The sequence below is a fragment of the Bradyrhizobium sp. UFLA01-814 genome (assembly GCF_046718885.1).
In the GTDB taxonomy this organism is placed as follows: domain Bacteria; phylum Pseudomonadota; class Alphaproteobacteria; order Rhizobiales; family Xanthobacteraceae; genus Bradyrhizobium; species Bradyrhizobium elkanii.
On the sequence record NZ_JAQOSR010000091.1, the window covers coordinates 1 to 22,665 of the forward strand.

Sequence of the window (22,665 nt, forward strand, 5' to 3'; positions counted from 1 at the left end):
TATTCGAAGTGAATACCTCGACCCACTACGGCCGGATGGTGCGCATCGACGACAATACCGTGACGCTGTTCGGAAACATGGATGAGGTCTTCGAATACATCGAGTGAAGCTCCCTCACTGGGGGCCGCATCTTCCCGGTGTGGCCCCACCGTTTCTAGAGTGTTCGCGCTGCGACGGCGCGTGGATTGATCGGACAGAGCTTATCAAAAAATCCTGGAGACCATCATGTTCATAACTCCCACGGGCGAGGAAGTCTTCGTCATCGACGGTCACACCCACTTCTGGGACGGCAGTCCGGCGAACCAGCTCAACATTCACGGCAAGCAGTTCATCGATTGCTTCTACGCCTACCACACGTCGCTCAGTCCAAAGGACAAGCTCTGGCCCAAGGACCAGTTCGAGAAATACAGCGCAGAGCAGATGTACCGCGATCTGTTCGTCGACGGTCCGGACGACATGGCCATCGTGCAGTCGACCTACCTCACGGAATTCTACAAGAACGGCTTCAACACCATCGACCGAAACGCCGAGATGGCGAAGAAGTACAAGGACCGCTTCATCGTCAACGGCGCCTTTGATCCGCGAGATGGTGAGCGGGCACTGGAATACATTCACTACATGAAGGAAACGTTCGGCATCAAGGGCGTCAAGCTCTACACCGCCGAATGGAAGGGCGAGTCGCGCGGCTGGAAGCTCACCGATCCGAACGCATATCGTTGCTTCGAACTCTGCCAGAAGCTCGGCATCACCAACATCCACGTCCACAAGGGGCCGACCATTATCCCGCTGGATAAGGATGCATTCGATGTTCACGACGTCGATCACGCGGCGACCGATTTCCAGGGCCTGAATTTCATCATCGAACATTGCGGGCTGCCCAGACTTGACGATTTCTGCTGGATCGCCGTTCAGGAGACCAACGTCTATGGCGGCCTTGCGGTGGCGCTTCCGTTCATTCACGGACGTCCCCGGTATTTCGCGGAAGTGATCAGCGAATTGCTGTTCTGGGTCGGCGAGGACAAGATTCTGTTCGGCAGCGACTATGCCATTTGGACGCCCCGCTGGCTGGTCGAGAAGTTCTGGAACTTCGAGCTGCCCGAGGATCTCAAGCAGGAGCACGGTGTCGATCTGACGCCGCAAGCAAAGAAGAAGATCCTCGGTCTCAACGCTGCGCGGCTCTATGGCGTGGACGTCGAGGCGCAGAAGGCCAAGCTGGCGAAGGGTGCCTACGCCAGCGCGGCGGGATGACGTCACATGGACGCATCGCTCCGGGAGCAAGACCGAAGGACCAGCGAGGTGTGGCAGCGCCTCGCGTTGGTGACCGACCCTGAACTCGACGAGTCGGTGACCGATCTTGGATTCGTCGAGCATGTTACTGTCAATGACGATGGCGATGTCGACATCGTCTTTCGCTTGCCGACGTACTGGTGTTCGGCGAACTTCGCGTTCCTCATGGCCGATGACATGCGCCGGGCGGTGTCGTCGCTGCCGTGGGTTCGCGAGGCGCGGCCTCAGCTTCGGGACCATATGGTCGCGGAGCAGATCAACCGTGGTGTCCGCGAACGCAGGTCATTTGCCGATGCACTCAGGGAGTTTGCGCCTGGAGGTTCGCTTGATGAATTGCGGGAAAAGTTCCGTCGCAAGGCGTTCGAGCGGCGCCAGGAGGTCATGATACTGGCCTTGCGGGGGCTAGGTTACGAGGATCCGGAGATCTGCCGGATGAGTCTGCGTAGCTTTGACGAGGTTGAGTTCACTTCGCCGGATGTTGCGCGCCAAAAGCCCCGCTATCGCGCGCTTCTGATTGAAACAGGCCTGGCCTGCCTCCCGGAGGATCGTGCGTTCGTCGCCTACGAGGGGGCCCCTATTAAACGGCACGAGCTGGCGTCCTACCTGCAGCGGTTGCGGGGAGTGCGCATCAATATGGAGTTCAACAGCTCATTGTGCAGGGGCCTGCTCGCTGTCCGCGATCGCGAACCCGACGGCACCTCTGAACGGATGCCGTCGCCGTGCGGGGGCTGCGGCAGGCGTGCCGTTCCGTCAGGCGGCCCGTGACCGTGGAGAAGCACAGAATCGCGCGGGCGTGGGGTCGTGTTTAGCGCGGCGCCCGCGAGCGCCAAGAACCGGAGCGGTCAGCAAGTCCGCCCAACTACACAACAAGATGCGACCGCTTGGGAGTGAAGCCAATGCCGAAAGTACTATTACATCATATCGAAGCCCGACGTGCTCTTGCGCGCGGAGTCCAGAAGCTTGCAGCGGCGGTCGAATCGACCCTCGGTCCCAAGGGCATGAACGCGATGGTCGACAGGCCGATCGGCACGCCCATCGTCTCCCGCGATGGCGTCACCATCGCCTCTGAAATCGAGCTGCCTGATCGCTTCGAGAACATGGGTGCGCAGGTGGTGCGCGAGGTCTCGATGCAGACCAACGAAGTCGCCGGCGACGGGACGACCACCGCCATGGTGCTAGCAAACGGCCTCATCCAGGGAGGCGTTGCGGCACTGGAGCGCGGCGCCAAGGCCGTGGATCTTTGCAAAGGGATCGACCGGGCCGTCGAGGTCGTCGTCGAGGCCCTGAAGAGTTCGGCAGTCGCCGTATCGGACCGCAAGACGCTGGAGGCGGTGGCAACGATCGCGTCGACCGACGCCCATTTGGGCGGTCTGATTGCGGAGGCGGTCCAGCGCGTCGGCAAGGATGGCATCATCAGTTCCGACTACGGACTGACGACCAGCACGACGCTCGAAGTCGTCGAAGGCATGTCGTTCGATCGCGGTTATATCTCGCACCACATGGTGACGGATGTCGAAAAGATGGAGGTGGTGCTCGATCAGCCCTACATCCTCCTGACAGACTTGAAGATCAAAGCGCCGGCCGAGCTGGCGCCGGTGCGCGCGACGGTCGCCGCGACCGGGCGGCCGCTTGTCATCGTCGCTGAAGAGATTGCGCCGGAAGTGGTCGTCACGCTGCTCGGCGATAACAACCGCGGCAAGATCCTGGTGGTCAACCCGCCGGATTATGGTCACTGGCGCAAGGCGATGATGGACGATCTCGCGATCATCACTGGGGGACGGGTCATCGCGCGCGAGCTTGGCGGCAGGCTGGAAGAGATCAGCCTCGCCGATCTCGGCACCGCGCGGCAGGTGCGCGCCAGTGCGCGCGAAACGGTGATCATCCGGGGCGGCGGCGACGATGCGGCGATCGCGGCGCGGCGCCAGCAAGTGGCCAAGCAGCACGATCTGGCACCGCCGAACATCGAGCAGGACAAGCTCAAGGAGCGGCTGGCGAAGTTGTCGGGCGGGACCGCGGTGATCCTCGCAGGCGGTGTCACTCCAGTGGAGCAGAAGCGGACGATCCAGTTGATCGACGATGCGCTCAGCGCGGCGCGGGCCGCCGCCGAGGAGGGCATCGTGCCCGGTGGCGGCACGGCGTTGGCGCAGTGCGCGCCGGTGGTGGCGCGCACGCTCGGCAACATCAATGGCGACCTGGGTGAGGGGATCAAGTTGGTGCGCGAAACCCTGTCGCGTCCCGCCGCCTTCATCGCCCGGAATGCAGGCCATGATGCGGAGAGGGTCGTGGCCGATCTGCAGAGTTCCCGGGCGGGTGTCGGATTCGATGCCGCCAACGGAGTATTCATCGACATGGTGTCAGCCGGCATCGTCGACCCCGTTCGGGTGACCTATACCGCGCTTCGAAACGCCGCTTCCGTGGCCACGCTGGTGCTGACCACCAATACCCTGATTGCCGATGTGCCGGAGTACATTGATCCGACAGAGGGGCCGGCACTGGGCGGCGGGGCGGAGAAGCTCGGGCGCGCATGAGGCATCTGTACGCGGTCCGCGTTCCGCCGCGCCGTCTCCGGACACGACGGGCGCCGCGACCAGGGGGACAGCGGCCTCGATATCGAATTCATCACTAGGGAGGGGGAGTTATGCATAAGTATGTTGCGGAATTTATCGGCACGTTCGCGCTGGTGTTCTTTGGCTGCGCGACCGTGATCTTCATGCGGGCCGAGGTCGGCTTGCTGGGTGTGGCGTTCGCATTCGGCCTGTCCGTGGTCGCAATGGCCTATTCGATCGGACATATCTCTGGCGCTCATCTCAATCCGGCCGTCAGCCTCGGGATGCTCGTCGCCGGGCGGATGTCGCCGCGGGATTTCTCCGGCTATATCGTTGCGCAGTTTATCGGGGGAATTGCGGCTGCAGCCGTGCTGTACCTGATCGCGGAAGGCAAGGTCGGAGGCTACGACGTCGCGGCGAACGGCTTTGGCCAGAATGGCTGGGGCCAATACGGCGTTCTCTCCGCGTTCGTGTTCGAAGCGTCGGCAACATTCCTGTTTCTGACGGTGATTCTTGGTGCAACGCAAAACGGAGTGGCATCCGCCTATGCGGGGTTGGTGATCGGTCTCACCCTGGTCGCGATCCATCTCGCCGGCATCGCCGTATCGGGCTCGTCGGTCAATCCGGCGCGCTCGCTGGGGCCTGCATTGTTTGCGGGCTCCGATGCGCTGTCACAGGTGTGGCTCTATTTTGTGGCGCCTTGCTTGGGGGCCGCACTGTCCGGTTACGTCTTCAAGGCGGGGGTGACGCGCCAGATGGTGGCGACGGCGTGACGTTCGCGATCGAATGATTGATTGCACCGTGACAACGATCTGGAACGGGTTACAATCTTGAAAGCCTTGGCATGAGCCGAAGGAGGCAGTGAAACAAGCCTCCAAGCTCATCCGATCAGCCGGGCGGGAGGAAAAAGGGACATGGTCTATATCATCTCCAAGCGCGACGGTCCGCACCGGGAAGAGGTGGCGGCCAAGGACTTCCTTCAGAAGAACCGCACGACGATCAACGCGCTCGCCAATCATCTGACACTCGGGCGTTGGCAGCAATTGCGCAACCCGACGCCAGCTCCGCAGCCCCAGCCATCCGGCAAGCTCTGGTCCACGCCGCCGGCTCGCCCGAAAGAGGTCGAGCCTTATGTGCGGATCAGCCATAACGGTCGCGTCGTCATCGCCGATCTCGCATCGGGGCGGCAACTCGATTTTGTCGGGGAACTGCGCGGCAACGGCCAATCGCGATACTTTGCTCTGGCGACACGCGAGAACGGGATCTTCGAGCCGCTGAACGATGAATTGTACAAGGTCCTGGCCGACCTCGAGGGAGTGAGTGTGCCCGACGAGACGTCGGAAGCCCACCTGGAACAGATCATCTCAGGTCGCCTCGGCCTGGAGGCGATCTCCAGAAGCGTCGAATGATCTGCGTGAGCGGAGCCCGCAGGGAAAGCGATCCTGGTGGGATCCGGCTCGGTTCGTGTTTGCCGATCGGGTTGCTGTTTGCCAACGTACGTATGGTGCTCCAATGCTGACGGAAACGCTCATGGCCAAGCCGCCGTTTTCCTTGGAAGGCTACAAAGCTCCGGATGCAGAGCAGGGGCGGCCATACGATGAGCGGGAAACCAACAAGGCATGGGAAAACTTCCTGACCTTCGGGGATCTGAGGCGCGAGAACGCTCCCGTGCGAAGCGTTATCGAGGAGTCATGGCAGCGCAGCGTCACATCCGGGGTCGATGCTCGTGGCAAGGGCAGTCATCTCCTTGCCTCGCCGGACGATCTCTATGAGCTGCGCTTGAAGAACGATGACCTGCTTGGTTCGAGCGCCGAGACCTTCCGCCGCATTGCTGAGGTGCTCGGTGACGCGGCGACGATGGTGGTCATTACCGACAGGAACGGCGTCGTGCTGGAAGTCGGGGGCGATCGGCGGACCATCGATGCAGGACACGATATTCGCCTGGAAGCAGGCGCGGCCTGGGGCGAAGCGGTCACCGGGACGAATGGCATCGGCACGGCGCTGGTCACGGGAAAGGCGGTTCATGTCCATGCGGCCGAGCATTTCTCGGAGGGCATCAAGGCATGGACCTGTGTCGGCAGCCCCATTCGTAGTCCGATCGACGGCAACATCATCGGCATCGTCGACTTTTCCGGACCTCAGGCAATCTTTCACAGGCACAATGTGGCCCTGGCGGTGGTCGCGGCCCATCACATCGAACTGGCGCTCTCGGAAAAGATCCGCATCGAGAGAATGCGGCTGCTTGAGGCGAGCATTTCCCGGATGCCGGGGATGAGCAGTGCTGACGGAGTCGTTATTCTCGACCGGTTCGGCAGGGTCGTTCACCACAACGACATGGCGTCCATTCGCTTCCGACGGATTGCGCAGTCGCAAGACCTGAGCATCGGCAGCCAGCTTCTCCCAAGCGACGAGGGCTTTCTGGCGAGAGACCTTGTCAATGGACTGCCCGAAGAACTGCGCGAGCAGCGGATCGAGCCGCTGGTGGTCGACGGCGTCGTAAAGGGCGCCATGCTCGTGCTCGCAGCGAAGCCACGCGCCAGTCTTGCCCGATCCCAGATGTCGCCAGCAGCCCGCGCCGCACTTGTTTCGGCCAAGGAAGCGATTGTTGGATGCAGTGACGCATTATTGCAAACGATCGAGAAGATTGAGCGGGCAGCGCTTGGACGAACGGCAATCCTGCTCGAGGGTGAGACCGGCGTCGGCAAGGAACTGTTCGCCCGTCTGGTTCACGCCGCCAGCCAGAATACCGGCAAGGAGCCGTTCATTGCCTTCAATTGCGGTGCGGTCTCCAAGGAACTCCTCGGCGGCGAATTATTCGGACATGCGCCGGGCGCCTATACCGGCGCCACGCGCGAGGGGAGGCCTGGACGGTTTGAGTTTGCCAATGGCGGTGTGCTCAGCCTTGACGAGATCGGCGAGATGCCGATGGACCTGCAGCCTTACTTGCTTCGTGTGCTGGAGGAGCGCGCGGTGTACAGGCTTGGTGACAGTAAGGCACGACCTGTAGACGTCCGGCTCGTGGCGTCGACCAATCGGAATCTGAAGCAGGAAGTGGCGGAAGGGCGTTTTCGCAAGGACCTGTACTTCCGGATCGGTGTCGTCAAATTCACCATACCGCCGCTCCGTGAGCGCCTGGGCGATGTCGAGATTCTGATCGATCATTTCAACAGGCAGTTTGCAGAGACCTATAGTACCCAACCGCTACACTTCGAGGCAGCGACGATGGAGTTGCTGGGCCGCTATAGCTGGCCCGGGAACGTTCGCGAACTGCGCAATCTGGTCGAGAATCTCGTGCTGATGACGATCACCGGCATCGTCGCTCCCCGGGACTTGCCGGAGGATTTCGTGGAAATGGCGTCGGTTCAGCCCTCCTCGGTGTCCGTGCAGGCGGGGCATAGCTCGACGGGATCGGAAGGCGACGAGATTGCGCGTTTCGACGAGGTGGAACGCCGCACCATCGAGAGGGCGGTCGCGAATGCTGGCGGTAACATTGCCGCTGCTGCCGAGAAGCTCGGGCTCTCGCGCGCTACGCTGTATCGCAAATTGCACCAATACCGTTCCCGAACCTGAGGGCGGGGTGACGCATGGCGGCTGTCTGGGATGAACAGAACGGCGGGGAGGGGCCGGCGACCGCGGCGGCACTCGCATCGCAGATTGTTGCGCGCGCGGACCGCGACGTCACTTTCGTGGTGCAGCTGCTCGGCGAAAGCCAGGATCTGCTGGTTCGGCATTTCATCGTGTTCATCGAGGTCGAACTCTCAAAGCGCGGCATCAGTTACGGTGCGCATCCGCTTTTGCGTCCGTTCATCGAAACGCATGCACGTGAGCTTTCGGAATTCGTCTTGAAGGGGATCGGCTTGCGGCATCAGTTCGGCCTTCAGGCCATCGAGACGATGGCCGGCGATCCGGCGCGGTTGCTGAGGGTCGATCTGTGGGACTCCCTGCAATCTCACATCAATGACGCGCAGCAACATTTTGTATCTGGTGTCGGAGGCCTGCAGCGGATGCTGGCTGAGATCGAGGCAGGCCGATGAGTGACGATTCTCCAACCCTGATCGAAGTGCTGAAGGAACGATTGCTCGTCGTTCAGGAGATATCGGCCGCTCAATCACGCAACCTTTCGAACCTTCAGCTTGGCGGAGGAGCGGAGTTCGAGATTCAGGAGATTGAGCGCGAGATCGCCGCGACGGGCGTCTCGCATGCGCTCGCCGAGGCGCTGGAGGAAGCGCGGGCTCGCCTGAAAAGCGCAGCTGCCGGAATGGCAGCATGCGACGCTCAATGCGCCGCACTGGAAAGACGCCTTGAAGATCTTGACAGGCGGATTGCCGCCGGCAGGTGAGACGTTCGATGGATACGATGGAAGCAGACACTGCAACGCTTTATGATTTGCTTGGGCGACACTGGTCGGCAGGGGCGCCCGTCACCAGTTTGGCCTTCGCGGAAGACGGAGTTGCGTTTGCGCTCGCCGATGGCGCTCTGGCGATCGCTCCGTTGACCGATATTGAGCCGCCGCAAGATCGCTGTCGTATCGCGCTGGACGGAGGCCGGGCCACAATCTCGCCGCGGCGGAAGCCGGTGCCCCCATTGACGAAGGTCGTTATCAGCGATGCTCCGCTTCACCTCGCCTTGATCGGGACGTCGGGGTTTGTTGCAAGTGATCACAGCCGGTTGCGCCGCGTGTCGGCATCCGGCGTCACGCATCTGATCGCGGACCATGGGTCCCCAATCGATCTCGTCGCCCCGGTTCAGGGCGGCGGCATTCTGGCCGCCTCCGGCGGATCGGTCATATTCTACAATCCAAATGGCGATGTCGGTTGGCTCCAGGAGCGCGCGGGCGGCCATGCATCGGCACTGGTCGTATCAAGGGATAGTCGGCGCTTTGCGATCGGGGCCGATAATTGTCTGTTCGTTCGTGCCTTCGGGGCACGACCAGAGCCGGCGGCTTCATTCGAGCTCGGCCCGATCTCTCATTTGGCATGGAGCCCGGACGGATCCTGGTTGGCCGCTTCGGTCGTGGGGACAGGTGTCGTCTTGGTCCGTCTTGCCGATGCCCGGATTGTCCGGATGTCCAGCTATCCCGGGAGTATTGCATCTTTGTCGTGGAGTACGGATTCCCGCGTTCTTGTCACGAGCGGAGCTTATCGGATGATCGCATGGGATATCGCGGGCCTCAGCGACGACAGCGAACGGCCGGCCAGCCTTGCGACAGGCCGTGCCCGACCCGTACTCGTGGAGGCAGTGGATATACACCCCGAGGGTCAGCTGATTGCAGCAGGTTACGCGGACGGCATGGTGGTTGTCGCCAAGATCGGTGAATCCGACGAACTGCTCGTCAAGCCACCCGGCCGGGCCGCTATCCACGCACTTCGGTGGTCGGCCGATGGCCAGCATCTCGCATTCGGCACGGACAACGGGGAGGCGGCGATCGTCACGTTTCCCTCCCACATCTTCAAATAGCGGGATCGCGCCAAAGGCGAAAGTCTTCCGCGATCATTAGGAGGGATACCATGACGTCTACTCGATCGCTAAACGAAGCCGAAAGCAAAGATCAGTATTTCAAGGAGCTGGCCGAGCTTTCCGAGCGAATGATCGCCGCGCATGGCAAGGAGTTCTCGATGGGCGCTCTCGTGCTGGCGGCCAGGTTCATCGCAGAGAACAAACCCTTCGAGCGAAGTGCAGCGACGACGAGCTGAGCGAAGCCAGCGATTGATGGCCGTTGTTGCAGATATTGCGCTGAGTCGGACAAGAACGAACTGTGGTGCGGGTCAGCGAAGCCGTGGTGGTAACCGACGTCCGCCCGGTAATCTTCTGCAGTTCGGGGCCTCCTTGAATTGAAGTGTGACGGCTGCAAAGCGGTGATGGCTAGAGAGTGGTCGAGCCGCTGGCTCGCGCATTGTGGCGAGGACGCTCGTGTTCCTCACGGCATTCGGCCGGTCGGGAGAAGCTGAACCAACTACAGTCGACGATAAGAGTTGGTGTGGGGTTTGGGGCGCTCCCTGTTCGCATGGGCTACGCTTTGTCCGCCACACTGCTCTTCTATGTTCATCAACAGGGGGCGCGCAGGTGTCACAAGCCAACCGATGTTGGTCCCGTGACCGCGCGACGGACGAGGGCGATGACCTCATCGGCCTCCTCCTCGGTGCTGTCAAAGCGGGCGACGAACCGGATCACCTCGTCGCCTCGTCGCGCGAATTGCAGCCCGTTCGCCGTGAGCCGGTCGATGGCTAGTGCGGGCAGCTTGGCGAAAATCAAATTGGCTTCCACTGGAGCAACGAGCCGAACGTCAGGCAGTGCAGCAAGACCTGCTCCAAGGTAGGCGGCCACAGAATTGGCGTTTGCCGCGAGTCGTAGAAAAAGGCGATCCTCGACATAAGCGAGCAGCTGCGCCGACGCATAACGCATCTTCGACGTGGTCTGTCCGGCGCGGCGAAGTCGATAGGACAGGGGTTCAACAAGGTTGTGGTCGAAGACCACGATTGCATCCGCTGACATCGCCCCGTTCTTGGTTGCCCCAAACGACAGGATGTCGACGCCCGCTCGCCAGGTCATGTCGGCCGGGCTACAGCCGAGCCGCGCCAAGCCGTTGGCGAATCGGGCGCCATCCATGTGCAGCGACAGATTCTTGTCACGGGCGATTTCACCGATCGCGGCGATCTCGGCGAGAGGGTAGACCGTCCCATATTCGCTGGCCTGAGTGATCGACACCGCATCGGGCTGGGCGCGATTGCGGACTCCCCAAGCCGCCCCGGTAACCGCCTCGCGCAGGATTGGCGGCTCGATCCGAAAATGCCGGCCGGGCAGCGTGAGGAGCTTCGCGCCACCTGTGAAGGCTTCGGTCGCGCCGCCTTCCGCCGTGTCGATATGTGCCTCCTTGTGGCAATAGATCGCGCCATAGGGCCGCACGCAAGTTGCGAGCGACAAAGCATTGGCAGCCGTGCCGGTCGAGACTGGGAACACCGCGACCTCGGTCTCGAACAGCGTCGAGAAGCGCTGATTCAGCAATTTCGAATAATCGTCGTCGCCATAAGCGGCGGCTGGGCCACGATTGGCCTCCTCGATCGCTCGCAGTATCTCAGGGCTGACCGGTGCGACGTTGTCGCTGCGGAAATTCGGGAGCGCTTGGGTTGCATCGTTCATGCCGTCCTCACCTGCCGTCAGATCACGGTCGTTTCGTGTTTGCTTATGCGTCGGTTGATCAGGAGCAACGGGATTGCGGTGACCAGGATAAGCACCGCGGCTGCGGCGGCCGCGAGTCCCGCGCCGGTGCCCTCGATGGCATGGTACATCACGACGGTCGTGGTGACCCAGCCGCTCGCATAGAGCACGATAGTTGCGCTCAACTCGGATGCTGCGGTGATCCAGACCAGCACGAGGCCGCCGACAAGGCCGCTCGCCATCAACGGCACCGTCAGGGTCGCGAAGGTTTTGCTCGGCGAGACCCCGAGATTGATTGAGGCTTCCTCGAGCGAGGGATCGAGCTGATGCACGATTGCCGAGGACGACCGGATCGCGAAGGGCAATTTGCGGACGACATAGGCTATGACCAGGATCAGCCAGCCGCCGGTCAAGATCAACGGCCCGCTGTTGAACGCGATAATGAGCCCGATCGCCAGGATCGTGCCGGAGACCGCAAACGGCACCATGCCGACGAAATCGAGCAAACCAGACAGGCGCGTGCGGTGCCGGGCCACCACGTAGCCGATCGGAGCGCCGATCAGCATAGTGGCGATGGCCGCGATGCTGGCGAGCGTCAGCGTGTTGAGCAGCGGCCGATAGGAGCCCGACAATAAGGTCGCGTAATTGCCCAATCCGAACTCCCAGGTCAGCACGGGGCCACGGAAGCGCAGGAGAGAGATCATCAACACGGCTGCGAAAGGCAGCAGCGAGGAAATCACAATGCCCCAACTCACGACCGTAGCCACCAGCCGCAGTCCCGGTGTCATCGGCAGCTTCGCGGCCGCACTGCGGGCATTGGTTGAGAAGCGGCGCTTGGCGAGATAGTGCCGTTGAACGAGAAGCGCGAGCGCCGTGCAGGCAATCAGGAGCACGCTGAGCACACCCGCAGCAGCCGGATTGGCGTCAGATTCGCCGGCGAACAGCTTGAAGATGTCGACGGACAGGAACGGGCGGTCCTCGGCCAGCACCGCTGGCACGCCGAAATTCTCCAGCGCCTCAATGAACACCAAAATTCCCCCGGCAAGTATCGCCGGCATCACAATCGGCAGCAGCACGGTGCGGATCACATAGGACCGTGAACCGCCGAGATTGCGGGCTGCCTCCTCCATCGAGGCATCGACGGCCTGGAAACCGGCCAGCACGGGCATGACGACGTAGGGATAGAGCGTCAACGTGAACACGATGACGATACCGGGTAGGCCATAGATCGAGCCGATCGGGATACCGATTCCGCGCACGGCGCTAGTGATGACGCCGGCATGGCCGAACAGCAGCACGAGCGCGTAGGCGCTGACGAAGGAGGGCAGGACCAGCGGCAGGGAGGCAAGCGTCAGCAGCAGAGCGCGGCCCGGTATGTCGATCCGGGCAAGACAGAAGGCGAGCGGGATTCCGATCGCGCATGTGAAGGTTGTCGCGAGCGCGGCGCAAAGCAGACTATTGCCGATGCTGCCAAGGTAGTAGCGGCTCTTCACAATCGCCGCATAATTCCCAAGCGTCAGCCCGCCCGTGCCGTCGATCCGTACGCTCGCATCCAGAACGAGCGCCAGCGGGTAGAGCAGAAAGACCGCGAGCAGCACCAGCGCCGCCAGCGCCACGATGGTGGCAAAGCGTTTCATGGCGCCGGATACGCCGTGATCTGGGCAGGATCGTAGGCAAGGGTGAGCGGAGCGCCGGGCAAGACATCAAGTACCTGGCCGCCGAGCGCTGTGACCCGAAGCTGGGTGCCGTCTGGCAACGTTGCGTGGAGACGCTGCATCGGGCCCAGAAATTCGCGTAGCGCCAGACGTGCCTGAACGAGCGGGCCGCCGGAACTGTTTCCCAGCCGCAGGGCCTCCGGCCTGACCGACAGCAATACCGGTGCGCCCGGTGATGCAACCTCGCCTCTGACCGAGAACTCCGTTCCGCCCGCCGCGACAGGGGTGTTGCGGCCATCGAAGGCGCCGGCGATGCCCGGCACCATATTGGTCGAACCGAGGAACTCGGCGACGAATGCGGTCTGCGGCATCCGATAGATGCGTTCGGGCGTGTCCACTTGCTCGATCTTGCCGCGACGCAAGACGGCGATGCGGTCGGAGATGGCGAGCGCCTCCTCCTGATCGTGCGTCACGTAGATCGCAGTGAGGCCGAGCGCCTGCTGGAGCTGTCGGACCTCGATTCGCATTTCGGTGCGCAGTTGCGCGTCGAGGTTGGAGAGAGGCTCGTCGAACAGGAGCACAGCGGGTTCGATCACGAGAGCGCGGGCGATCGCCACGCGTTGCAGCTGACCACCGGAGAGCTGGTGTGGCGAGCGTGGACCGTAACCTGCAAGGCGCACCCGCTCGAGCGCCTTGTCGACACGCGATGCGATCTCGGCAGCCGGGACCTTCCTGGCCTTCAGCCCGTAGGCCACGTTTTCGGCGACGGTGTGGTTCGGGAAGATCGCGTAGTTCTGAAACACCATGCCGGTGTTGCGGCGATGCGCGGGCAGAGCATCGATGCGCCGGTCGTCGAAGGAAATGGATCCGGATTCGACATCGGCGAAGCCGGCGATCATGCGCAGCAGCGTCGTCTTCCCGCAGCCCGAAGGCCCGAGCAGCGTAAACAGCTCGCCGTGCCTGATGTCGAGCGAAATGTCGTCCACGGCCCGCACCGCGCCGAAGGTGCGGGTCAGGCCTTCAATCCGGATCCTGGTCATGGGATCAGCGCGTATTCTGGATCGTGGTCTTCAGCCGCGCGAGGGTGTCGCGCCGGGCCGCTTCCCATTTGGCATCGTCATAAGGCCGCACCTTGATCGCCGAGAAGGGCAGCATCCCGGGTGCGACTGCCTCGAGCTCGATATCTTGACGGGCAGGGCGCCGGAAGGTCGCCTTCAGCAACATCTCCTGGACTTCTTTGCTGGCCAGGTAGTCGACCAGCCGCTTGGCGGGCTCGGGGTTAGGTCCGCCTTTCAGGACGGCCGCGCCCTCGACGCCCGCATATGTACCCTCGGCCGGATAGGTGACGCTCACTGGCGCGCCATTATGGGCCCACAGGAAGCCGGCATATTCGAGGGTGATGCCAAGTGGATATTCGCCGCTACCGATCCCGTCGAACACCTGGGTCGAGCGGTTGAGCACCTTCGCATTGGCAAGCAGCCCGTCCATCCTCGTCCAGGCCGCGTCATCCGCGCCCCACAGCGACAGAAGTGTCGTCGCGGCCGCATATGAGAATCCGGAATTGGCCGGGTCGGTAAAAGCGAGCTTGCCCTTCCATTTCGGATCGAGGAGGTCGGCCCAGGATTTGGGCCCGCTGGTCTTGTCGATCGCCTTGGTATTCTGCCCGATCACAACGACCTGAATGTTGGTGCCCAGCCAAAGGTCGTTTGGATCGCGAAATTGGGCCGGCACGGCTTCGCGGCCCTTGGCCGGGTAAGCCTGAAGGTGTGGACTCGCCAGCCGCAGCAGCGTCGCATTCACACCCCAGATCACGTCACCCTGCGGATTGGCGGACTCGGAGGCGACACGGCGTACAAGGACACCCGATCCGGTCGAGACCACGTCGACTTTGATCCCGGTCGCCTTGGCGAAGCCTTCGGCGACAAGCTTGTTCACGGTGTCGTCGTTGGCCGAATAGAGCACGACGCTCTGCTGGGCCGCGGCCAGCCCGGCCGCGAACAGCGATACCGCGAGCGCCACGACTCGGGCGAGGACGGAGGCAGGACATCTCATCATGGTTCGCCTTTATCGGTTCAGTCGTCGCTCATGTGGTGGCAGCGAGGTACACGGTGGCCGCCTTGAGCCCGGCGCCTGGTTCAATCGGCAAGCCGAGCTTCGTGAGTGAGTCTTCAAGATGCAGAAGGTCGGTCAGAATCGTCGCCGTGCTCAAAGCACCCATCGTGCCAAACCGGATGACGCGGCCAGAGAGACGGTTGCGGGCGCCTGCGATCACCGTGCGGTGATCCTGGTAGAGCTGCCGGACGATGGCACCGCCTTCGAGCCCGTCTGGGACCTTGAAGACCACGACCGTGCTCGAGCGCGGCTCATCGCGGCAAAAATCTGCTAGTCCGAGCGCCGCGCCGCCGGCGCGCAGCGCGGCTGAGAGCTTCTTGTGGCGCTCGAGCACATTGGCGAAGCCTTCCTCATGCATCATCGTCAAGGCCTCTCGCAGACCGTAGATGAGGCTCACCGGCGCCGTGAACGCGGTCTCGTTCTGCTCTGCGGATTTCAGTGCGCGACGGAAATCCCAATAGAAGGTCGATCGCTGCTTGTCCTGCCCGATCACGCGCCATGCCTTGGCGCTCACGCTGGCAAGTGCGAGGCCGGGCGGGCACATCAGGGCCTTTTGCGAGGCTGAGACCACGATGTCGACGCCCCATTCGTCCTGCCGCATCTCGATGCCGCCAAGGCCGCTGACGGAATCTGCGATCAGCAGCGTTGGCCGGTCGCGCACGAGTGCGCCGAGCGCCGCGAGATCGGCCACAATCCCGGTCGAGCTCTCATTGTGCACGGCGACGACGGCGCAATAGGCGTGCTCGTGTAAACGGGCCTCCACCGCGACGATATCGATCGCCTGGCCCCATTCGATTGCGACCGTGTCGACGGTGATGTTCATGGCCTTGGCGATGGTGGTGAAACGCTCGCCGAACTGACCATGCTCGATCACAAGGATCCGGCTGCCGGGCCCCGCCACGTTGACGAGTGCAGCCTCCATGACGCCTGTTCCGGAGCTCGCAAAGAACAGGACATGGTTTGTCGTTCCCAGGATCGGACGGATCATCTTCTCCGCCTCGCTGATCGCGGTCCGGCATTCGGGACCGCGATGGTTGACCATTGTCCGGGCCATCGCCTGCCGCACCCGCTCGGGCACCTCGGTTGGACCGGGAAGCCGAAGACGGTAACCTGCCGAGGCGATGGCGGAGGGAGTCTCTGTGGCCGTCATAGCTTGAAGTCACCGTTCTGGCGCATGTAGGGAACCAGGCCGCCCGCGCGCAGGATCGCCAGCATGATTGGTGGCAGAGGCTCCGGGTTGAGCGTCTCGCCGCTGCGTTCGTTGCGGATCGCGCCGGTGCCGTCGGAGATGAGGATGTCGCCCTCACAAATCCCGCCGGTATCGCAGACGACCGGCAGCAGGCCGTTGTTGATGGCGTTGCGGTAGTAGGTGCGCGAGAATCCTCGAGCCAGCACCGCCGGAATGCCGGCGCCGAGCACTGTCGTGACGGCGACCTCCATGGCCGAACCGCAACCGAAATTCTTGCCCGCCACCAGGATGTCTCCGGGCTGTACAGAGGCAGCAAAGGCAGGGTCGACATGCTCGAACAGGAATTGCTTCAGAACGGCGGGATCGAGGCTCTCCCGCTTGCGGGTCGAGCTGATGATCGAGTCGGTGTTGACGTCGTCGCCAACCAGTCGCGCGCGTCCCCGCAGAGCTGTCATCGCGACACCTCGCGGGGATCAGTCACCGCGCCACGTGTTGCCGTGGCTGCGCAGGCTGCCGGGGAGGCGAGGTAGATCGATGCCTTGGCGTTACCCATGCGGCCCTTGAAGTTGCGGTTGGCCGTCGAGATCACTGAAACTCCGTCTGCCGGGATCACCCCGCAGGTCCCGCAGCAGGAGCCGCAACCCGGCTCGACCACCGTTGCGCCGAAGCCGACCAGGGCGTCGAGCGTGCCGTCGGCCGCCATGGCGTCGCGGACCTCGCGCGATGCCGGCGTGACCACGAGCTGGACGCCGGGCGCGACGCCTCCACCCGCTTCGAGCACGGCGCGGGCCTGATGGAAATCGCGTAGCCTGCCGCCCGTGCAGGTGCCGAGATAGACCATCTGCACCGGCGTGCCGGCCGCAGCCTCGAGTGGCACGACCTGATCCACCAGATGCGGCAATGCGATCTGCGGCGGGAGTGCGTCGAGCGCGATCTCGACGGTCCGGCTGTAGCGGGCATCCGGATCCGGTGCGATCGGTTCGAAGGCTTGGCCGGTGCGACCTTCCAGATACGCGACGGTCTCTTCATCGGCCGGGAAGATGCCGGTCTTCGCCCCCATCTCAACGGCAAGATTGCTCAGGACGAGGCGGTCCTCCAGCGTGAGCGTGGCGAGGCCGGGCCCCGCGAATTCGAGCGCCTGATAGGCCGCACCGTCGGCGCCGAGTCGGCCCGCGAGCGCCAGCGCGATATCCTTCGCATAGACGCCGCTCGGCAGTTCTCCGGTCAGAACGACGCGGATCGAGTCCGGGACGCGCAACCACATCCGGCCGCACAGCATGATTGCGGCAAGGTCGGACGAGCCGATCCCGGTCGCAAAACAATTCAGCGCCCCGTATGTCACGGCGTGGCTGTCGGCTCCAACGACCAAGCTGCCCGGCAGCGCGCGGCCGGTCTCGACGATGAGCTGGTGGCCGATTCCTTCGCCGGCCTCATACAGTGTGACGCCGAAGCGTTTGGCGAAGTCTCGCATCACGCGATGCAGTTTGATCGTTTGCGGGCTCGCGGGCGGCACGTAATGGTCGAGCGCAAAGACCAATCGCGCGGAATCGTGCACGTTCTTCCCGCCCATCGCCTTGAAATAATCGAGCGCCATCGGGACTGAACCGTCGGTACCAAGCGCGCAATCGACCTCGCAGACCACGAGGTCCCCGGCCTGCGCATCCTGCCCGGATTTCCGAGCGAGGATCTTCTCGGAGATTGTACGCCCGGCCATCGTTAAACCTCAGGCATCTCGCAGCCGAGACGGCGGAGCGAGGCGTCGACCCAGCTGCGATCGAGCGTACCGGCTTCGATCGCCGCCATCTGCTTGGTCTCGGCAGCCAGCTTAGTTTCGGCGGCCTCGATCACCGCCCGGCAATCGTCGACGGCGACCGCAAGGACGCCGTCGTCGTCGCCCAACACCAAATCGCCGGGTTGTATGACCATGCCGCCGATCGCGATCGGCCCGTTGATCTCGCCCGGACCGTCCTTGTACGGACCGCGATGGGTGACACCCGCTGCGAATACGGGCAGCGGGTTCGCCCGGATCGCAGCCGCATCGCGGATCGCGCCATGGATGACGATGCCGGCGACGCCGCGCCGGGCCGCTTGCGCGAGCATCATCTCTCCGAAGATTGCGTTGCTGAGGTCGCCAGCCGCATCGACCACGATGACGTCGCCGGCAACTGCCATGTCGAGCGCCTTGTGAACCATCAGATTGTCGCCGGGGCGGGTCTTCACGGTCAGAGCGGGACCAGCCATGCCACCGGCCGCATGCATCGGCCGTAGCGACGCGCCGCCTGAGGCCATGCGTGACATCACATCACTAATATTGGCGACCGGAAGGGCGCGAGCCCGCTTGATCCATTCGTCCGCGACAGCGCGCTTGCGGGAATGGATCCTGAACCCTACGGCCATACCGAACCCCATTGAAAATGGAACGCCGTTACGCATAGTGTAATGGCGATGCGCCGAGGTCAACCCAGAATCGGCGGAACAGGGGATTTCGATGCCGAAGACGCAGGGGGTCGCCGCCGTGCAACGCGCATTGGCGATCCTGGATACCTTCGCCGGAGCCGGCTCGCGCAGCCTGGCCGACATCGCCAAGATCACGGGTTTGGCAAAACCAACGGTAATGCGTTCGCTGGTTTCATTGGACGAAGCCGGCTACGTCGTCCGCCTCAGCGACGGCCGCTACGCACTTGGTGCGAAGACTTTCCAGCTCGGCACCACCTATCGGGCCAATTTCAATCTCGAACAGCATGTGCTGCCGGTGCTTCAGCGGCTAAGCCAGCAGACGTTGGAGAGCAGCGCGTTTCACGTGCGCGAACGCGACAGCCGGCTCTGCCTGTTTCGAGTGGATTCGCCCCAACTAGTACGCGACGTCGCACGGCTCACAAATCTCGCGCCGCTCGATCTGACCTCGACAGGACAAGTGCTGAGGATGGCCCGTTGGGCGGATCGGGTAGATGACGGCGTGCACATCTTCGTTAGCTCCGGAATTTACGACGCCGTGACGGCCTCTCTCTCCACCGCCGTCTTCGGCCACGACCGAGCGCTGGTGGGTGCCATGACGGTCAGCGGCCCCGTCGAACGCATCCGTCGGGCCGATCTCGGAGCGTTGGCGGCCCGGCTCACCGACGCCTCGCATCAGCTGTCGCTTGTGCTCGGCGCGCCACTGCCCCGGGAGGTCGGCGCGCCGCGCATCATCAGCTTGCCATCGGCGGAGACCGGCTCTCCCTGAACCTTCTTCAATTTGAGTTGTTGTTTGGCTGAAGCTTGCCCAAGCTGGGTCGTGATGGATTGGAGTGAGAGTTCAAGTGTTTCAACCGATTAGAGGGCGTCGTGTGCACGATGTGGGCATCAGAAGATCAACAAAGATCTATAGTCAGCCAATACAGGCAGGGCCTCAAAGCTCGTTTCGGTGTCATGGAAAGTGGCGTGGCTTCGACTCGATCTCCTATCCGGCTCGGAATCGAAATATGGTCTGACCTCGCGCAGTTGATCGAGCAGGGCAGGTCGATGAGCGGGGTCGAGATCGCCGCCATTCATCATGAGCGATTGGAAGTTCGGGGGCAGCCTGGCTGCATTGTTGGGGGGATCGACTGCTACTCATCCGCAATGCCCGTGCCGATCCCGAACGATCGCCAAGACGAGTGAATACGGCGCCGATCCGACCGTGCCGTTGAGCATCCTGCGCTTCACCGCCGTGTTCGATTTCAGCGGCAGCCCGACGAACTACGCTGTCGATGGCGATGGCAACGGATCGAATGCCCTGAGCAAGCAACTGGCTGGTCCGCATCTATCGGAGGACGTGCCGCCCGGGGTTTTCAATCGACAACGGATTGACACAGGCGCCGTCCGTCACTCGATGATATCTGTGCATCAAAGTCGGTGATGGGACGCCAAAGCGCGAGGGGGGCCTCAATACGCTGCCATCCTCATTGAGCGGCTAACGATGCGAGGCCATCAGCCGTCCCGCAACGGGCAGGCGCGCGACCAGAATGGAGCCGGTTTCCGACTCCGTGATGTAGAGGTTTTTGTTGTCGGGACCACCATAGGCCACATTGGTCGTGGCGAGGCCCTTGCAGGAGCGGATTCGATAGAGTGGCTCGCCCAGGCGGCTGAATATCCAAGCGGTGCCGAGGCCGGCGTGAGCTATGACAAGATTGTCTTGCTCATCCATCGCCAGGCCGTCGGGGCCGCCCAGGCTTCCGGACAACTGGAGGAATATGCCGACCTTCGATGCCGTGCCGTCCGGCATCAGCGGTATCCGCCAGATCGCATTGCCGCGCGTTGCGGCGACATACAAGATGTGTTCGCTGCCATTAAGCACCAACCCATTCGGGCTCGGCACGTTGCCGACGATCAAGTCGAGCGTTCCGTCGACGCGCAGACGATAGACGCGACCGGTCGGGTCGTGCATGCCGGTCTGCCCCTGGTCCGTAAAATAGATGTCGCCATTGCTGGAAAACACCAGGTCGTTGACGCCCTTGAAGCGCTCCGACCAGCGCCGGTCCAGCACGTTGGTGACTTTGCCGCTATCCGGCTCGAGCATCATGAGCCCGTGGCGATAGTCCGTGATGAATATCCGACCATCGCGTGCGATCTTCAAGCCGTTCGGCTCGCCGTCATATTCTGCGATCAGCGTGAACTCGCCGGCCGGGGAAATGCGGAAGACCCGGCCATACGGAATGTCGACGATATAAAGATTGCCGTTGCGATCGAAAGACGGTCCCTCGATGAAGGAATCGGTCGAAAGTCCCCGGCGGTTCACGACTGCCCAGGCGTTGTCAGGGTCCTTGCGACGAAACTTGTCGGGGAGGCAGGCGAAGACTTCGGTCTGGATTACTTCCGGTGCTGCGTACATCTTTTCATCTCGTCAAGGGACAACAGTGGCCTGCGAGGGCAGCCACATTGCGATTTCAGGGAAGATCACCAGCAGACCGAGCAGCAGGAACATGATCAAATGGAACGGAATCGTGCCCGTGACGACGTCGCTCAGCTTGCCGGTCCAGATGCTCTGGATCACGAAAAGATTGATGCCGATGGGAGGCGAGATCTGGCCCATCTCGATGAAGAGCACGAGGATGACGCCGAACCAGATCGGGTCGATGCCGTATTGGACCAGAACGGGATAGAGAAGGGGCACCGTCACCACGATCATGCCGAGACTTTCGACCAGGCAGCCCAGCACCGTATAGAGCACGAACAGAGCAAAGAAGAATTCGAGCTTCGAGAGCTTCAGATCGACCAGGAACTGGGTGATCTGCTCGCCGACGCCGGCATAGCTGATGGCGTAAGAGAACAGGAAGGCGGCATAGACGATGAACAGGATGTTGCCGCACACGCGCACGGTGGTCTGTAATGCGCGCCAGAGAATTGCGACGCTGAACTCACCCCAGAACATCGCGATGATCATCGCCAGCACACAGCCGACGGCAGCGGCTTCAGTCGGCGTGACCAGGCCGGAATAGATGCTCCCGATCGTGCCGCCGATCAGCACCATGAACGGAATGACGTCGAGCAAGGCCGACAGCAGTTCGCGGACCGATCGGGCGCCGGTTTCAGCGGGTGCGATCCCCGGCTTGAACCAGGCGTGCAGGGCAATGTAAGTCATGAACATCGCGGTCAGCAGCAGGCCCGGCATGACGCCGGCCATGAACAGCTTGGCGACCGAGGTCTCCGTGAAGGTGCCATAGACGATCATGGCGATACTCGGCGGGATCAGGATGCCGAGCGTGCCCCCTGCGGCCAGAGAGCCGGCGGATAAGCGGGGGCTGTATTTGCGCTTCCGAAGTTCCGGCAGCGCGACGCGTCCGATCGATGCAGCCGTGACGACACTTGAGCCGCTGATGGCGGCAAAGATCGCACATCCCGCGATGTTGGTTTGCAGCAAGCCCCCAGGAATCCACGAGACCAGCTTCGACAGGCCGTGATAGACCCGCAGGCTCAACCGGCTCTCCTGCAGGATCTCGGCCATCAGGATGAACAGCGGGATGGCGCTCAGCGTAAAGCTGCTCATGCTGCCCCAGCTGACGAGGCCGATGCCTTTCAGCCCGGCCAAACCGGCGTGTAGCAGCAGATAAATGACGGAAGGTACGGTGATTGCGAACGGGATCGTCATGCCAACGCAAAGCAGGCCGACGAAAATCGCAAGGACAAGGATCAGTTCGACGCCGGGAGTCATCGCTGCGTGCTCCCTTGAAGGTGGCGGATTTTGACGAGAATGGTGCGGACCAGGGCGAAGCCCAGGAGCAGCATGCCGAGCGCCATCGTGGTCTGCGGCAACCACAGCGGCGTTTGCAGCGGCGTGGGAGCCACGTCCTCGGAGCGCCAGGAGTTCATCACGAGGCGCCCCAGTTGCCAGGTGACGAAAGCGGTGGCGATCAGCGACATCAGGTCAAAGATGATCTGCGAAACGATCCGTGCGGACTGTCCAAGCCGGGCCTGGATCAGCTCAACCCGGTGAAACGCGCCATGCGCTTCGGCAACCGACATGCTGAGGAAGGTGGTCGCGACTAGAAGATAGCCGCCGATCTCATCGGTTATCTGAAGCGATGTCGAAAATACGTTGCGCGCGATCGCTTCCGCTCCGATCAGGATGATCATGGCAACCAGAAACAGGGCGCAGAGCGCCTCGGACGCATTCTCGACCGGGCCCGGGCCCGATGACACGTTGTCGATGAAGTGGACGGCGCCGTCAGGCGCCACGTCCTTGATCTCGATGCCGCCGGCCATG

Annotated in this window: 23 protein-coding genes and 2 pseudogenes; 13 read left to right on the plus strand and 12 right to left on the minus strand. The window is 62.5% G+C overall.

Features of this window, described 5'->3' with window-relative positions; all coding sequences use genetic code 11:
• The 11 genes and pseudogenes from PMN64_RS25285 to PMN64_RS25335 all read left to right on the plus strand — a co-directional run.
• Positions 1-107, plus strand: a pseudogene (locus PMN64_RS25285) (monooxygenase); the annotation flags it as partial.
• Between the two features lie 118 nt (positions 108-225).
• On the plus strand, positions 226-1,248 hold the full coding sequence (locus PMN64_RS25290) for an amidohydrolase family protein (RefSeq protein WP_411782576.1): 1,023 nt from the start codon (positions 226-228) through the stop codon (positions 1,246-1,248).
• Positions 1,249-1,254: 6 nt separating this feature from the next.
• On the plus strand, positions 1,255-2,052 hold the full coding sequence (locus PMN64_RS25295) for a metal-sulfur cluster assembly factor (RefSeq protein WP_411782577.1): 798 nt from the start codon (positions 1,255-1,257) through the stop codon (positions 2,050-2,052).
• A gap of 131 nt (positions 2,053-2,183) precedes the next feature.
• Positions 2,184-3,815, plus strand: a complete 1,632-nt coding sequence (locus PMN64_RS25300; protein ID WP_411782578.1) for a molecular chaperone GroEL — start codon at positions 2,184-2,186, stop codon at positions 3,813-3,815.
• 110 nt (positions 3,816-3,925) lie between these two features.
• Positions 3,926-4,606, plus strand: coding sequence for an MIP family channel protein (locus PMN64_RS25305; protein ID WP_411782579.1), 681 nt, complete (start codon positions 3,926-3,928; stop codon positions 4,604-4,606).
• Between the two features lie 141 nt (positions 4,607-4,747).
• A complete protein-coding gene (locus PMN64_RS25310; RefSeq protein ID WP_411782580.1) occupies positions 4,748-5,242 on the plus strand; it encodes a hypothetical protein in 495 nt (164 codons plus the stop codon).
• A 121-nt stretch (positions 5,243-5,363) separates the two neighbouring features.
• Positions 5,364-7,403 carry a sigma-54-dependent Fis family transcriptional regulator gene (locus PMN64_RS25315; RefSeq protein ID WP_411782581.1) on the plus strand — a complete coding sequence of 680 codons (2,040 nt, stop codon included), beginning with the start codon at positions 5,364-5,366 and terminating at the stop codon, positions 7,401-7,403.
• Positions 7,404-7,519: 116 nt separating this feature from the next.
• Complete coding sequence (locus PMN64_RS25320) at positions 7,520-7,867, plus strand: hypothetical protein (protein WP_411782582.1); 348 nt, start codon at positions 7,520-7,522, stop codon at positions 7,865-7,867.
• Positions 7,864-8,172: a hypothetical protein gene (locus PMN64_RS25325; RefSeq protein ID WP_411782583.1), complete on the plus strand. Its 309-nt coding sequence runs from the start codon at positions 7,864-7,866 to the stop codon at positions 8,170-8,172. The genes PMN64_RS25320 and PMN64_RS25325 overlap by 4 nt, the downstream gene beginning before the upstream one ends.
• An 8-nt stretch (positions 8,173-8,180) precedes the next feature.
• Positions 8,181-9,290 (plus strand): WD40 repeat domain-containing protein, encoded by a 1,110-nt coding sequence (locus tag PMN64_RS25330; RefSeq protein ID WP_411782584.1) that lies wholly within the window; start codon positions 8,181-8,183, stop codon positions 9,288-9,290.
• A 50-nt stretch (positions 9,291-9,340) separates the two neighbouring features.
• The gene (locus PMN64_RS25335) at positions 9,341-9,526 is read left to right on the plus strand and encodes a hypothetical protein (protein WP_028334180.1); all 186 of its coding nucleotides are present in this window, start codon (positions 9,341-9,343) and stop codon (positions 9,524-9,526) included.
• A 373-nt stretch (positions 9,527-9,899) separates the two neighbouring features.
• Here PMN64_RS25335 and PMN64_RS25340 read toward each other — a convergent pair whose 3' ends face one another.
• From PMN64_RS25340 to PMN64_RS25380, 9 genes and pseudogenes are all read right to left on the minus strand, one after another.
• Positions 9,900-10,970 carry a threonine aldolase family protein gene (locus PMN64_RS25340; RefSeq protein ID WP_411782585.1) on the minus strand — a complete coding sequence of 357 codons (1,071 nt, stop codon included), beginning with the start codon at positions 10,968-10,970 and terminating at the stop codon, positions 9,900-9,902.
• Between the two features lie 17 nt (positions 10,971-10,987).
• Positions 10,988-11,527 carry an ABC transporter permease gene (locus PMN64_RS25345; protein ID WP_410712190.1) on the minus strand — a complete coding sequence of 180 codons (540 nt, stop codon included), beginning with the start codon at positions 11,525-11,527 and terminating at the stop codon, positions 10,988-10,990.
• 321 nt (positions 11,528-11,848) lie between these two features.
• A pseudogene (locus PMN64_RS25350) lies at positions 11,849-12,625 on the minus strand (ABC transporter permease); the annotation flags it as partial.
• Positions 12,622-13,683: an ABC transporter ATP-binding protein gene (locus PMN64_RS25355; protein WP_411782586.1), complete on the minus strand. Its 1,062-nt coding sequence runs from the start codon at positions 13,681-13,683 to the stop codon at positions 12,622-12,624. The pseudogene PMN64_RS25350 and the gene PMN64_RS25355, both read right to left, overlap by 4 nt.
• 4 nt (positions 13,684-13,687) lie before the next feature.
• On the minus strand, positions 13,688-14,695 hold the full coding sequence (locus tag PMN64_RS25360) for an extracellular solute-binding protein (protein ID WP_411782587.1): 1,008 nt from the start codon (positions 14,693-14,695) through the stop codon (positions 13,688-13,690).
• Between the two features lie 31 nt (positions 14,696-14,726).
• On the minus strand, positions 14,727-15,809 hold the full coding sequence (locus PMN64_RS25365) for a pyridoxal-phosphate-dependent aminotransferase family protein (RefSeq protein ID WP_411782588.1): 1,083 nt from the start codon (positions 15,807-15,809) through the stop codon (positions 14,727-14,729).
• A 92-nt stretch (positions 15,810-15,901) separates the two neighbouring features.
• Positions 15,902-16,399: an alpha-IPM isomerase gene (locus tag PMN64_RS25370; RefSeq protein ID WP_411782589.1), complete on the minus strand. Its 498-nt coding sequence runs from the start codon at positions 16,397-16,399 to the stop codon at positions 15,902-15,904.
• Positions 16,396-17,658, minus strand: a complete 1,263-nt coding sequence (locus PMN64_RS25375; protein WP_411782590.1) for a 3-isopropylmalate dehydratase large subunit — start codon at positions 17,656-17,658, stop codon at positions 16,396-16,398. Before PMN64_RS25375 ends, PMN64_RS25370 begins: the two co-directional genes overlap by 4 nt.
• A 2-nt stretch (positions 17,659-17,660) precedes the next feature.
• Entirely contained in the window at positions 17,661-18,341 is a 681-nt protein-coding gene (locus PMN64_RS25380) for an RraA family protein (RefSeq protein WP_411782591.1), read from the minus strand.
• A gap of 91 nt (positions 18,342-18,432) precedes the next feature.
• Between PMN64_RS25380 and PMN64_RS25385 the strand changes: the two genes are divergently transcribed.
• Together PMN64_RS25385 and PMN64_RS25390 are read left to right on the plus strand one after the other, a co-directional pair.
• Positions 18,433-19,167 (plus strand): IclR family transcriptional regulator, encoded by a 735-nt coding sequence (locus PMN64_RS25385; protein ID WP_225648230.1) that lies wholly within the window; start codon positions 18,433-18,435, stop codon positions 19,165-19,167.
• A 309-nt stretch (positions 19,168-19,476) separates the two neighbouring features.
• Positions 19,477-19,821, plus strand: coding sequence for a hypothetical protein (locus PMN64_RS25390; RefSeq protein WP_411782592.1), 345 nt, complete (start codon positions 19,477-19,479; stop codon positions 19,819-19,821).
• A gap of 54 nt (positions 19,822-19,875) precedes the next feature.
• Here PMN64_RS25390 and PMN64_RS25395 read toward each other — a convergent pair whose 3' ends face one another.
• From PMN64_RS25395 to PMN64_RS25405, 3 genes are read right to left on the minus strand one after another with little or no spacing between them, the layout of a single operon-like run.
• Positions 19,876-20,793, minus strand: a complete 918-nt coding sequence (locus PMN64_RS25395) for an SMP-30/gluconolactonase/LRE family protein (protein ID WP_411782593.1) — start codon at positions 20,791-20,793, stop codon at positions 19,876-19,878.
• Between the two features lie 12 nt (positions 20,794-20,805).
• A complete protein-coding gene (locus PMN64_RS25400; RefSeq protein ID WP_411782594.1) occupies positions 20,806-22,113 on the minus strand; it encodes a TRAP transporter large permease in 1,308 nt (435 codons plus the stop codon).
• Positions 22,110-22,664 (minus strand): TRAP transporter small permease, encoded by a 555-nt coding sequence (locus tag PMN64_RS25405; protein ID WP_411782595.1) that lies wholly within the window; start codon positions 22,662-22,664, stop codon positions 22,110-22,112. Before PMN64_RS25405 ends, PMN64_RS25400 begins: the two co-directional genes overlap by 4 nt.
• Position 22,665 lies beyond the last annotated feature (1 nt).